Origin of the sequence: Micromonospora sp. M51 (assembly GCF_018070305.1) — a bacterium.
GTDB classification, from domain to species: domain Bacteria; phylum Actinomycetota; class Actinomycetes; order Mycobacteriales; family Micromonosporaceae; genus Micromonospora; species Micromonospora parva.
Map to the genome: position 1 here is coordinate 1 of NZ_JAGPXZ010000103.1, position 12,145 is coordinate 12,145.

Here is a 12,145-nt window from a genome sequence, read left to right on the forward strand (position 1 = left end):
GAAGCGCAGCCCGTGCACGACGGCGTACCCCTGCTGTTCCCAGACCTCCAGGTGACACTGCGGGTGGGCGGCGAAGGCCCGCCTGCCGCGCCGGTCGGCGTGGATGCGCAGGGCCACCTGCTGGGCCATCGTCCCGGTGGGGAAGAACAGCGCTTCGTCGGTGCCGAGCAGGGAGGCCAACCGCCGTTCGAGGGCGGCCACCGGCCCGTCCGGTCCGTTCGGCGGCGTGGCCGGGTCGACCTGGGCCAGCATCGACCGCAGGAGGTCGTGCGGCCGACGGCGCAGCTCCGAGTGCAGGAACAGGGAACGCCGCACAGTCATTGCGGCAGTATCCACCCTCAGCCGGTTCGTCGCTCGTGGCCCGGGTCGGTGTCGGCGCGCCAGGCGGCGGCGAGATCCTCGCGCGCCCGGGCGACCCGGGAGCGGATCGTGCCGACCGGGCACTGGCAGACGTGCGCCGCCTCGGCGTAGGACAGGCCGAGCACCTGGGTGGCGACGAACGCCTCACGCCGCTCCCGGGTCAGGCCGGCGATCAGCTGGTGCAGCGTCACTTCCTCGTCGGCGTCGGTGGTGATCGCACCGGCGGCCTCGGCCGCCGCCTGCCAGTCCGGCACCGACGCCGTCCTCGGGCGGGCCACCGCCGTCCGGACGTGATCCACGGCGACGCGCCGGGCGATGGTGAACACCCAGGTGCGGGCCGACGAGCGGCCGGCGAAGCCGGGCAGGTTGCGAAAAGCTCGCAGGAACGTCTCCTGGGTCAGGTCGTCGGCCTCCCCCGGCCCGGCCAGGTGCGACAGGAACCGCCAGACCTGGTCCTGCAGTGCCCGGATGAACGCCGTGGCGGCCTGCCCGTCACCCTGACCCGCCTGCCGCGCCCACCGGGTCACCTGGTCGTCGTCAACGACACCGTTGCGCACCGACCACCGTCCTGTGTGCCACCGGGCGCTCCTTCATGCCGAGATGCCGTCGTCGGAACGCCGCCGATCGGCCGCGCACTCTGGTGGTCGCCGCCGGAGCCGGAAAAGTTCCCGGGCGTCCCACCTTCGACTGATCTGGCGGATGTCCGACGCGACGAGCGCCGGCGGGCCGCTCAGCGCGGGACGGGTTGGTCCGCGCTCTCGCGTTCTCTCGGCACCGCGAGGTCGGGCATGCGCCACGACCGCCACAGCTGGCTGTATCCGCCCCCGGCGCTGAGCAGCTCGGCGTGCGTCCCGTGCTCGGCGACGCGCCCGTGGTCCAGGACGACGATGCGGTCCGCGGTGGCCGCCTGGCTGAGACGGTGGGCGACGACCAGCGTCGTACGGCCCTCGGTGGCGGCCACCGCGGCGCGGTCGAGGTCCCGGGCGCCCGCGCTGCCCGCCTCGGCGGTGGCCTCGTCGAGGACCGCCACCGCCGGATCGGCGAGGACGAGGCGGGCCAGCGCGAGCAGCTGGGCCTGGGCCGAGGTGAGCTGCCGACCGCCCTCCCCCACCGGGGTGTTGAGGCCGTCCGGCAGTCCCCGCACCCACTCGGTGGCGCCGACCCGGTCGAGGGCGGTGGTGATCTCGGCGTCGGTGGCGTCCGGGGCGGCCAGGCGCAGGTCGTCGGCGAGCGGCCCGGCGAAGACGTGCACCTCCTGGCTGATCAGGGCGATCTCGCGACGGAGGCGGTGCTCGTCGAGCTGGGCCAGCGGCACGCCGCGCAGGGTGACCGCACCGTGGGTGGGCGCGATGATGCCGGCGATGATGCCGGCGAGGGTGCTCTTGCCCGCGCCGCTCGCGCCGACCAGGGCGACGCGCTCCCCGGGTGCGAGACGCAGGGCGATGTCCCGCAGGACCACCGGCCCGTCGTCGTAGCGGTGCTGCGCGACTGTCACCTCCAGTGCCGCCGGTACGCCCCGGTCGTGGCGGGTGGGCTCGACGCCGGCGGGGGTCGCGGTGTCCGGCAGGGTGGTGACCCCGACGAGTCGGGCCAGGCTGGCCCCGGCCTGCAACACCGAGTCCGACTCGAACAGCAGCAGGCCGATGGGGTTGAAGAGGCGGTGGAAGTAGAGCGCGGCGGTGGTGGCGGCACCGACGGTGGCCAGGTCGCCGCGGACCAGCAGGAAGCCGGCGAGCAGCACGGCGGCGAGCCCCACGAACTCCGAGCGGTTGATGCGCAACCCGAAGCGGGTGTAGAGGCCGAAGATCTCCAGGGACAGGTCGCGGGCGACGCCGGAGCGATCCGCGATCCGGGCGACGTGGGCGTCCTCCATCCGGTAGGCGCGCACTGTCGCCGCGCCCCGCAGCGCCTCGGCGGTCGCCTGCGCCCGCTCGCCCGTCGCCACCCGCTCCCGGGCGTAGTACGGCACGGATCGCCGGAGGTACCAGCGCAGCGCCAGCGCGTACGCCGGGGCCGCGACCAATCCGGCGATGCCGAGCCGCCAGTCGAGGGCGAAGAGCCCGGCCGCGGTCAGCACCACGGACAGCAGCGCGCCGAGGAAGGCGGGGCCGCTGGTGGCGATCACGTTCGTCACCACTGCCACGTCGTCGCCGGCGCGGGCCACCAGGTCCCCGGTGCCGGCCCGCTCCAGGGTGGCCGACGGCAGGTGCAGGGCGCGGTCGAGGACCCGTTCCCGGAGTCGGGCCAGCACGGTCTCGCCGAGGCGCGCGGCGACCGCGGCGCCGGCCGCGGTGAGGAGCCCCGCGAGCACGGCGGCGCCCGCGATCACACCGGCCCAGCCCAGCACCGTCGGTGTGTCGGTGCCGGCGATGACGTCGTCGACGAGGCGGCCGAGCACCCAGGGAGCGACCAGCCCGGTCGCGGCCGCGGCGACCAGCAACGTGCCGGCGACGGCGCTGAGCCCCGGCAGGAGGGCCAGCTCGGTGCGCAGGGCGGCCCAGGTCTCCCGGCCGGTGGCCGTCGGCAGCAGGTGCCGGCTGATCGGCTCGGCCGTCATCGCAGGGTCTCCTCGCGGTAGCGGGCGTCGCTGGCGAGCAACAGCTCGTGCGGGCCCTCGGCGACGACCCGTCCCCGGTCGATCACCGCGACCCGGTCGGTGATCCGCAACAGCGCCGGACTGGTGGTGATCAGCACCGTGCCCCGGGTTCCCGTCCCCCGAGCCGTGGCCAATCGCGCGGCGAGCAGCCCTTCGGTCACCGAGTCGACCGCCGTGGTGGGGTTGTGCAGCACCAGCACCGGCGGGTCGGCGACGAGCGCCCGGGCCAGCCCGATCCGCTGCCGCTGCCCGCCGGAGAGGTTCGCGCCGCGTTCGGTGAGCAGGCGGTCCAGTCCGTGCGGGTGCGCGGCGAGCACGTCCTCGGCGGCGGCGGCGCGGACGGCGGCACGCAGGACCTCGTCGTCGACGGAGGTCCCGGCGCACAGATTGTTGCGCAGCGTCCCCTCGAACAGCGCCACGTCGTGCTGCTCGACGAGGATCGTGGCGCGCGCGGCATCGATGTGCAGCTCGTCGGCGGGTACGCCGTCGACGCGGAGCGTCCCCCGGTGCTCCGCGCGGGGCACCCGGCCGGCCAGCAACGCGACCAGCGCCTCGGCGTCGCTCGGGTCGTAGGCGAGAAGGCCCAGGATCTCACCGGCCCCGACGCGCAGGTTGACGTCGTCGAGGCCCGCGTAGCTGACCCCGTCGAGGGCGAGCCGTGACGGGCCCGGGGCGGGCGGCCCGGCGTCACCCGGCTGGACGACCGGCGCGGCACCGAGGACCCGGGCGACCCGCCCCGCGGAGGCGCGGGCCATGGCGAACAGCTGGACGCAGTACCCGAGCGTCTGGACCGGCTCGGCGATGAACTGGGCCAGCCCGACCACCGCCACCAGCTCGCCGATGGTGAGTCGGCCCTGCAACGCGAGCCAACCGGCGAATCCGGCGACCGTCGCGAGGAAGAGGCCGTTGACGGTGGTGGTGAGCCCGAGGTGCAGGCCCTTGGTGGTGGCGGCGCGCAGGGTGACGTCGAGCGCGTGGCGGCTGGCCCCCGCGTACCGACGGGCGGCGTGGTCCTGTGCGCCGATGCCGCGCAGCACGCGCAGGCCGGTGACGAGGTCGACGGCGAGGGCGGTGGTGGCGGCGAGCGCCTCCTGCTGCGACGTGCTGCGCCGGGTGAGCAGCGGCGCCATCCGCTGCAGGGCGACGACAAGCAGGGGTACGCCGATGAGCACCCCGAGCCCGAGGGGAATGTCGACGACGAGCAGGGCGACGGCGGCGACCACGATGGCGGTGAGCGCGGCGGCGGTGAGTCCGGCGACGCGCACGACGAGCGCGGAGAGCTCGGCGTCGGAGGCCGTCACGGACAGCAGTTCGCCGTCGCGCAGGCCCGAGCGGCGTCCCCGCGGGTCGAGGGCGCTGCGGACGATCTCGACCCGGGTGGTGTGCGCCTCGTGTTCCACGGCGGCGAACGCCAGTCGCGCGCCGGCCCGGTAGGCGAAGGCGAGCACCGTGAACAGGGCGGCCAGCCCGGCCAGCGAGAGCAGCAGGGCGCGGACGTCCCCGGTGGCCACCGCGCGGTCGATGACCACGCCGACGGCCACCGGGACGAGAGCTTCGGTGGCCTGGTGGGTGCAGAGCAGCGCGATGCCGGCGGCCACCCGGGCGCGCTGTCGACGCAGCGCGCGACGCAGCACGGCACCGCCGGTGGTCTCGGCGACTGTCATATGCGAATCGATGAGGGCACGGCGGCGGACTCCACTGATGATTAGGGAAGGCTAACCTAACACTCCAGTGGTGGGGTCGAAGGTGCGGGCCCGGTGCTCACCCACCCGACACCGAACAGGGCAGGCCGAGACCCTTGACGGCCGCCGCGACCAGGACCTCCGGGGCCGACGAGAGATCGAGGACGAGCACCGACTCGTCCGGCCCGGCCGGTTCCAACGTGGCCAGCTGCGACTCCAGCAGACTGGCCGGCATGTAGTGCCCCTCGCGCTTTGCCAGTCGCGCCCGGATGACCTCCGCCGGCCCGTCCAGGTGCACGAAGTCCACAGGGAGCGGGCCCCGACGGAGCACGTCGCGGTACGACCGCTTCAACGCCGAGCAGGCGAGCACCGTCGAACGGCCCTCCGCGCCACGGTCGGCGATCCACGCGGCGATGTCCCGCAGCCAGGGCGCCCGGGTGGCATCGTCCAGCGGTACGCCGGACCGCATCCGCGCCACGTTCTCCGGGGAGTGGAACTCGTCCGCCTCGGCGAACGTCAACCCGGTCGCCGCGCTGATCCCGCGTGCCACGGTGGTCTTGCCGGCCCCGGAGACGCCCATCACCACGACGTGCCGGGTGGACCGGGCGCCGCGCCGCTCACCAGTCATGGACCGTGCCGTCCTTGAGCCGGTTGAACGGCAGGTACGCCGGCTCGTACGGGAACCGGGCCGCCGCCTCCTCGTCGAGCTCCACCCCGAGCCCCGGTTGGTCGCCCGGGTGCAGGTAGCCGTCGGTGAAGGTGAACGACTGCCGGAACACCTCGTTGGCCAGCGGGGTGTGCTTCATGTACTCCTGGATCCCGAAGTTGTGGATGGCCAGGTCCAGGTGCAGCGCCGCCGCCATACCCACCGGGGAGATGTCGGTGGGGCCATGGATGCCGGACTTGATCTGGTACTGGGCGGCGAAGTCGAGCAGCTTGCGCATGGCGGTGATGCCACCGGTGTGGGTGACGGCGGACCGGACGTAGTCGATCAACTGCTCACGGATCAGGGTCTGGTAGTCCCACACGGTGTTGAAGACCTCGCCGATGGCCAGCGGGGTGGTGGTGTGCTGGCGGACCAACCGCAGCGCCTCCTGGTTCTCGGCCGGGGTGCAGTCCTCCAGCCAGAACAGGTCGTACGGTTCGAGGGCCTTGCCGAGCTTGGCGGCCTGGATCGGCGTCATCCGGTGGTGCCCGTCGTGCAGCAGCGGCAGCTCCGGGCCGAACTCGTTGCGTACCGCCTCGAAGACCGACGGCAGGTGGCGCAGGTACGCGCGGGTGTCCCAGTCCTCCTCGGCGGGCAGCGGGGTGCGCTGGGCGGGTTCGTAGTCGTAGCGCTGGCCGGTGGCGCTGGGCTGCGCGGCCACGCCGTAGACCGCGTTGATGCCCGGCACCGAGGTCTGCACCCGGATCGACCGGAAGCCCTCGTCGAGGTGGCGGCGGATCGAGTCGAACAGCTCGGGAAGGTCGCGACCCGAGGCGTGCCCGTACGCCATGATGCCGGTGCGGGACGCGCCGCCCAGCAGTTGGTACAGCGGCATGCCGGCAGCCTTGGCCTTGACGTCCCAGAGTGCGACGTCCACCGCGGCGATGGCCGCCATGGTGACCGGGCCTCGCCGCCAGTACGCCGACCGGTACAGGAACTGCCAGGTGTCCTCGATCCGGTGCGCGTCGCGCCCCATCAGCAGCGGGGCGACGTGGTCGCGCAGGTACGAGGCGACGGAGAGTTCACGGCCGTTGAGCGTGGCGTCGCCCAGACCGGTGATCCCCTCGTCGGTGGTGATCTTCAGGGTGACGAAGTTCCGGTCGGGGCTGGACACGATGACGTCTGCTGCGACGATCTTCACTGGGGGCCTTTCCGTTAGTGCCGGTCGGGGTCTCACCACTCCGCATAGGAGCCGTCGGGGTGCCGCCAGGTGGGGCTGCGCCAGGCGTGCCCGCGCTTGTCAGCGGTCCGCACCGCGTGTTCGTCGATCTCGATGCCGAGGCCGGGGGCTGTCAACCGCTGCACGTACCCGTCGACGAAGGTCAGCGGGGTCTGGTCGAGGCAGTAGTCGAGCACCTCGGCGCCCTGGTTGTAGTGGATGCCGATGCTCTGTTCCTGGATGAGGAAGTTGGGGGTGGCGAAGCCGACCTGCAGGCAGGCGGCGAGGGCGATCGGCCCGAGCGGACAGTGCGGGGCGAGCTGCACGTCGTACACCTCGGCCAACGTGGCGATCTTGCGAACCTCGGTGATGCCGCCGGCGTGCGCGAGGTCCGGTTGGGCCACGGCGATGCCGGCCTGCAGCACGGGCAGGAACTCCTGCCGGCTGTAGAGCCGCTCCCCGGTGGAGATGGGGGTGCTGGTGCAGCGGACGACCTCACCGATCAGGTGCGAGTTCTCCGGAACCACCGGTTCTTCCAGGAAGAACGGCCGGTACGGCTCCAGCAGCGGCGCGACCCGCCGGACGTTGGCGAGAGTGAACCGGCCGTGGAAGTCGACGGCGACGTCGCGGTCGTCGCCGAGAACCTCACGGGCGACGGCCACCCGCCGCACCACCGCGTCGAGGTCGGCGACCGAGGCGAGCGCGCCCATCGGCCCGGACGCGTTCATCTTCACCGCGGTCAGGCCCGCCTCGACCCGGGCGCTGATCTGGTCTCGGATCTCGGCGGGCTCGTCGCCGCCGATCCAGCCGTAGACCCGGATCCGGTCCCGGACCGGCCCGCCGAGTAGTTGGTGCACGGGGGCGCCGTAGTGCTTACCGGCGATGTCCCAGAGCGCCTGGTCCAGACCGGACACCGCGCTGGCCAGGATCGGGCCGCCCCGGTAGAAGGACCCCTTGGTCAACACCTGCCAGTGGTCCTCGATACGCAGCGCGTCGCGACCCGTGAGCAGTTCGCTGAGCTGGTCGACGGCCGTGCGTACGGTCTCGGACCGGCCCTCGCAGGTCGCCTCACCCCAGCCGACGATGCCGGACTCCGTCTCGATCCGGACGAACAGCCAGCGCGGCGCGACCAGGAAGGTCTCCACCTTCGCGATCCTCGTCATGTGCCGGTCAGCCCTTCGTGGCACCGGCGGTCAGGCCGGAGACGACGTACTTCTGCACGAACAGGGCGATCAGCATGATCGGCAGGGTGACCACCGTCGCGGCGGCCATCAGGCCCCCCCAGTCGATGCTGGCGTAGCCGACGAAGTCGAAGATCGCGACGGGGAGCGTCTTCGTGTCGGAGCCGGAGAGCACCAGGGCGAACATGAAGTTGTTCCAGGAGAAGATGAAGGAGAGGATGCCGGCGGTCGCGACGCCCGGCACCGACAGCGGCAGGGTGATCCGCCGGAACGCGCCGATGTGGGTCAGCCCGTCGACCAGCGCCGCCTCTTCCAACTCGGCCGGCAGGCCGTCGAAGTAGCCCATCATGATGTAGACGATCAGCGGGAGCGACACGAACATGTGGCTCAGGATCAGCACGCTGAACCCGCCGACCAGCTTCAGGTTCGAGAAGACGTAGTACCAGGGCACCAGCAGCGAGACGCCGGGGATCACCCGGGCCATCAGCACGACGAGCGCGGACTTCTTCATGCTGAACCGGCTCATCGAGTACGCGGCGGGCACGCCGAGCAGGAGCGAGAGCGCGGTGGCCGCGAACGCCACCCAGAGACTGTTGCCGATGAACTGGAGATAGTTGGCCTGCTGGAGAACTGTCTCGTAGTTCTTCAGGCTGGGCGAGAAGACGAACGCCTTGGCGGTGTCGTAGATGTCCACGTTGGTCTTGAACGACGCGGCGATCATCCAGAGCAGCGGCGCCATCAGCGCGAAGACCACGACCACCAGCGCCGAGGTGCGGAAGACGCGGTACGGCTTGCTCGGCTTCATCGGCCCAGCCCCTTCTTGCGATAGGTGAGGGCCCACATCACCCCGATGATGATCAGGAAGAAGATGATGAGGACTGTCGACGAGACGCCGTAGTCGTTGTAGTCGAAGCTGAGGCCGTAGGCGTACACGTTGAGGGTCTCGACCTCGTGGAACGACCCGCCGCCGCGACCCTTGGTGGCGTAGAGGATGTCGAACGTCTTGAGCGCGTCGATGCCGCGCAGCAGGATGGCGACGATCACCGTGGGCATCAACAGCGGGAGGGTGACGTGCCGGAACCGCTGCCAGCTGCTGGCGCCGTCGATCCGCGCCGCTTCCTGCGGCTCGTCGGAGAGCGAGGTGAGCCCGGCGAGCAGGATCAGCACGACCATCGGGGTCCACTGCCAGATGTCGATGAACATCGTGGTCGGCAGGGCCGAGTGCTGCCCGGCCAGCCAGGGCTGCGGGCCGATCCCGATCCAGCCGAGCAGTTGGTTCGCCATCCCGATGTTGGGATCGAAGATCAGCCGCCACATCATGCCGACCGCCACCGGAGTGGCCACCAGTGGCAGGAGGATCGCGACGCGGACCCACTTCTCACCGCGGAAGGGTCGCCACAGCAGCAGGGCGATCGCCATGCCGAGGATGACCTCGAAGAACAGCACGACGCCGGTGAACAGGACGGTACGCCAGACCGCCGGCCAGAACCGGTCGGTGTCGGTGAGCACGTCGAGGTAGTTCTGGATTCCGATGAACTCCGACTCGGCGCGCACCGAGCCCTCGGCGTCGGTCAGGCTCAGGTACCCGGTCCACGCCACCGGAAAGATGATCAGCACGGCGACGAAGAGCATGGCGGGTGCCGCGAAGAGCCACTTGCGGTGCTCGTTCGTCCACCGTGACCAGGCGGAGTCTTCCTGGACCGCCGCAGGGGCCTCGGGCGTGTCGGTGCGGGGGGTGATGACGGCTGACATGAGGGGTCTCCGGGTTCGGGGGTCAGGTCCCGGCGGGGCGGCGGAGCCGGTCGGCTCCGCCGCCCGGCGGTCGGGCTACTTCGCCTCGTCGTCGAGGAACTTCTGGAACGCCGCGTTGGCCGTCTCCGCCGAGGCGGCGGCGTCCTTGCCGGTGATCGCGTCCACGATCGGCTGGCCGACGATCTCCCGCGCCTCGGCCACCTTGACGACCAGCGGACGGTCGTGGCCGACACCGTTGGCGGTGCTGACCGTGTTCGCCTCGGCCAGGTCCTTCGGGTAGGAGGCGGTACCCGCCGGGTTCGCCCAGACCGAGGTGCGGGCACCGGGTACGCCGGCCGTCTGCTGCGCCAGCGCCTGCTCCTTGCCGGCCGCCCACTGGATGAACTTCCAGGCGTTGTCCTTGTTCTCCGAGCTGTCGTTCACCCCGAGTGCCCAGGACGGGATGTTGTACGGCTTCGAGCCGGCCGGGCCGGCCGGGAAGGCCGCGAAGCCGACCGTGTCGACGACCTTGGACTTGGTCGGGTCGGTGGCGTTCTTGTAGAGCGAGTTGGCCTCGGTGTAGAAGGCGGCCTTGCCCTGCGTGAAGATCGCCATCGCCTCGGACCAGCTCATGTCGGTGCTGATGTTCTCCGGGCCGTGGTCGCGCAGCAGCCCGCCGTAGTAGGCGTACGCCTGCTTGGCCTGCTCGGTGTTGACAGTCGCCTTCCCGCTGGAGTCCACGAAGTCGCCGCCGAAGCTGAAGAGGAAGCTGGAGAACTGGGTGACGGCGGCGGCCTTGCCGGTACGCGCGACGAAGCCGGCGACGCCCGGGTTGTCCGCCTCGATCTTCGCGGCCTGCGCCTTGAGCTCGTCGAGCGTCTTCGGTGGCGCGGTGAAGCCGGACTTCGTCAGCAGGTCCTTGCGGTAGTAGAGGACCTCCTGCTCGGTGATGATCGGCAGCCCGACCACCTTGTCCTCATAGGTCGTCGCCTGCATCGGGCCAGCCTGGAAGTCGCCGATCTCGAAGGCGCTGTCGGACTTGGCCCTCTCGCTCAGGTCGGCGAGGTACTTGTTCTTGGCGAACAGCTTCCCCTCCTGCAGGGGCCGGTACATCATCACGTCGATGTCGTCGGAGCCGGCGTTCAGCTTGACGTTGTACTGGTCGGAGAGCTGGTCCTCACCGAGCTGGGTGACGTCGACGGTGAGGCCGGACTGCTTCTCGAACTCCGGCAGGGCCTTTCTGATGTTCTCCGTCCACACATGGTTGACGAGTGTCACGCGAACGGTCTTGGAGTCTTCACCGCCGCCGTCGCCACCGCAGGCGGTCAGGCTCATGGCGGCGACCACGGCCAGAGATGTGCCGATTACCAGTCGACGTCGCACGCTGTCTCTCTTTCTGTCGTGGCCGCCCCCGAGAGAGCCGCTACCTCGGCGTTACATCCGCTTAACATCGGGATGCTAGGCCGAAAAAGCTGATTACCTCAAGAGGTAGATGCAAATGATATGATCTTTGAGTGGAACCGTCCTCACCAGAGGTTGCAGCCGCTTCGCCCCTCCCCGCCGAGTCCGGGCTGCACGCGCGCGTCCTCGACCACCTCGGCACCGCCATCTGCGGCGGTGAACTGCCCCCCGGGTCGGTCCTCAACATCGACGAGCTGGTCGAGCGGTACGCCGTGTCCCGCTCGGTCGTCCGCGAGGTGCTGCGGGTGCTGGCCTCGATCGGCTTCATCGAGGCGCGTCGACGGGTGGGCGTGCTGATCCGGCCGGCGAGCGCGTGGAACGTCTTCGACCCGCAGGTGATCCGCTGGCGTCTCGCCTCGGCGGGTCGGATGGCCCAGCTCCGGTCGATCACCGAACTGCGCACCGCGGTCGAGCCGCACGCGGCCTTCCTGGCCGCCAGCCGGATCGGCCGTGACGAGGCCAGCGACCTGGTCGGGTTGGCGGCGAAGATGTGGGCGGCCGGCGAGGCCGGCGACGAGGAACGCTTCCTGCACCTCGACATCGAGTTTCACCGGCGGGTCCTGCTCGCCTCCGGCAACGAGATGTTCGTCCGGCTCCAGGAGCTGGTCGCGGAGGTGCTCACCGGCCGGCACAAGCACCACCTCATGCCGCACCACCCGCACGAGCAGGCCCTCCAGATGCACGCCGATGTCGCCCAGGCGATCCAGCGTCGCGACGGTGAGCGCGCCCGGCAGGCGATGGTGCAGCTGATGGAGCAGGCCTTCGACGAGATGAAGTCGCTGTGGGAGCAGACCGGCAGGCCCGAGCACGGCACCGGGTAGCGACCAGCGCGTGCGTCAGTCGGTACGGAGGCTGCGCGTCAGGACCGGGATCATCACCGTCGCGGCGACGAGGTGCAGCCCCAGCAGCGCGGCGATGGTGGCCGCGTTCGCCCCCGAGACGAACGGTGGGATCAGCGAGAGCGCGGTCAGCGCCACCGCCGTCCACACGAACCGGTGGGCGGGGCGCGCACACCACCACAGGAGAGCGCCGGCGATGACGACGCCCACCACCGAGAAGAAGCCCGTCACCACGGCGAACCCGGACAACGGGATCGTCTCGCCGCCGCCGTCGGGGATCGCGAAATCGACGCCGACGGTCCGGGCCAGCGCGGCGGCGAGGGTGGTGGCCACCATCGCCGCGAGCGTGGCGACCAGGCCGGTGCCGGCGAGCCTCCGCAGCCGGTGACCCCGGCGGGGCTGGCCCGGTGTCGGGCCGGCGGCGATCTGG

The 12,145-nt window shown here is 71.3% G+C and carries 12 protein-coding genes; 1 reads left to right on the plus strand and 11 read right to left on the minus strand.

The window, feature by feature from the left end; translation table 11 throughout:
• The 10 genes from KBX53_RS08425 to KBX53_RS08470 all read right to left on the minus strand — a co-directional run.
• The coding region (locus KBX53_RS08425) for a beta-eliminating lyase-related protein (RefSeq protein ID WP_247675303.1) at window positions 1-321 on the minus strand (321 nt) is incomplete at its 3' end.
• Window positions 322-338: 17 nt separating this feature from the next.
• Window positions 339-917, minus strand: coding sequence for a sigma-70 family RNA polymerase sigma factor (locus tag KBX53_RS08430; RefSeq protein ID WP_030330493.1), 579 nt, complete (start codon window positions 915-917; stop codon window positions 339-341).
• A gap of 173 nt (window positions 918-1,090) precedes the next feature.
• Window positions 1,091-2,917, minus strand: a complete 1,827-nt coding sequence (locus KBX53_RS08435) for an ABC transporter ATP-binding protein (protein WP_210858453.1) — start codon at window positions 2,915-2,917, stop codon at window positions 1,091-1,093.
• Window positions 2,914-4,620 carry an ABC transporter ATP-binding protein gene (locus KBX53_RS08440; RefSeq protein WP_030330495.1) on the minus strand — a complete coding sequence of 569 codons (1,707 nt, stop codon included), beginning with the start codon at window positions 4,618-4,620 and terminating at the stop codon, window positions 2,914-2,916. Before KBX53_RS08440 ends, KBX53_RS08435 begins: the two co-directional genes overlap by 4 nt.
• Window positions 4,621-4,717: 97 nt before the next feature.
• On the minus strand, window positions 4,718-5,266 hold the full coding sequence (locus tag KBX53_RS08445; RefSeq protein ID WP_210858455.1) for a gluconokinase: 549 nt from the start codon (window positions 5,264-5,266) through the stop codon (window positions 4,718-4,720).
• A complete protein-coding gene (manD, locus tag KBX53_RS08450) occupies window positions 5,256-6,485 on the minus strand; it encodes a D-mannonate dehydratase ManD (protein WP_030330497.1) in 1,230 nt (409 codons plus the stop codon). Before manD ends, KBX53_RS08445 begins: the two co-directional genes overlap by 11 nt.
• A gap of 32 nt (window positions 6,486-6,517) precedes the next feature.
• Window positions 6,518-7,666, minus strand: coding sequence for a galactonate dehydratase (dgoD, locus tag KBX53_RS08455; RefSeq protein ID WP_210858456.1), 1,149 nt, complete (start codon window positions 7,664-7,666; stop codon window positions 6,518-6,520).
• 7 nt (window positions 7,667-7,673) lie between these two features.
• The gene (locus KBX53_RS08460; protein ID WP_210858458.1) at window positions 7,674-8,489 is read right to left on the minus strand and encodes a carbohydrate ABC transporter permease; all 816 of its coding nucleotides are present in this window, start codon (window positions 8,487-8,489) and stop codon (window positions 7,674-7,676) included.
• Entirely contained in the window at window positions 8,486-9,436 is a 951-nt protein-coding gene (locus KBX53_RS08465) for a carbohydrate ABC transporter permease (protein WP_209444522.1), read from the minus strand. Before KBX53_RS08465 ends, KBX53_RS08460 begins: the two co-directional genes overlap by 4 nt.
• Window positions 9,437-9,511: 75 nt before the next feature.
• Window positions 9,512-10,750 (minus strand): sugar ABC transporter substrate-binding protein, encoded by a 1,239-nt coding sequence (locus KBX53_RS08470; protein WP_051708363.1) that lies wholly within the window; start codon window positions 10,748-10,750, stop codon window positions 9,512-9,514.
• A 179-nt stretch (window positions 10,751-10,929) separates the two neighbouring features.
• Between KBX53_RS08470 and KBX53_RS08475 the strand changes: the two genes are divergently transcribed.
• On the plus strand, window positions 10,930-11,697 hold the full coding sequence (locus KBX53_RS08475; protein ID WP_210858460.1) for a FadR/GntR family transcriptional regulator: 768 nt from the start codon (window positions 10,930-10,932) through the stop codon (window positions 11,695-11,697).
• A 15-nt stretch (window positions 11,698-11,712) separates the two neighbouring features.
• On the opposite strand, the gene KBX53_RS08480 is transcribed toward KBX53_RS08475, so the two are convergent.
• Window positions 11,713-12,141 (minus strand): DUF6069 family protein, encoded by a 429-nt coding sequence (locus tag KBX53_RS08480; RefSeq protein ID WP_210858462.1) that lies wholly within the window; start codon window positions 12,139-12,141, stop codon window positions 11,713-11,715.
• Window positions 12,142-12,145 lie beyond the last annotated feature (4 nt).

Coding starts and splice junctions, on each gene's coding strand:
- dgoD (WP_210858456.1), bottom strand. CDS start 7,666: ATGACGAGGATCGCGAAGGTGGAGACCTTCCTGGTCGCGCCGCGCTGG.
- KBX53_RS08470 (WP_051708363.1), bottom strand. CDS start 10,750: ATGAGCCTGACCGCCTGCGGTGGCGACGGCGGCGGTGAAGACTCCAAG.
- KBX53_RS08440 (WP_030330495.1), bottom strand. CDS start 4,620: ATGACAGTCGCCGAGACCACCGGCGGTGCCGTGCTGCGTCGCGCGCTG.
- KBX53_RS08460 (WP_210858458.1), bottom strand. CDS start 8,489: ATGAAGCCGAGCAAGCCGTACCGCGTCTTCCGCACCTCGGCGCTGGTG.
- KBX53_RS08445 (WP_210858455.1), bottom strand. CDS start 5,266: ATGACTGGTGAGCGGCGCGGCGCCCGGTCCACCCGGCACGTCGTGGTG.
- KBX53_RS08435 (WP_210858453.1), bottom strand. CDS start 2,917: ATGACGGCCGAGCCGATCAGCCGGCACCTGCTGCCGACGGCCACCGGC.
- KBX53_RS08465 (WP_209444522.1), bottom strand. CDS start 9,436: ATGTCAGCCGTCATCACCCCCCGCACCGACACGCCCGAGGCCCCTGCG.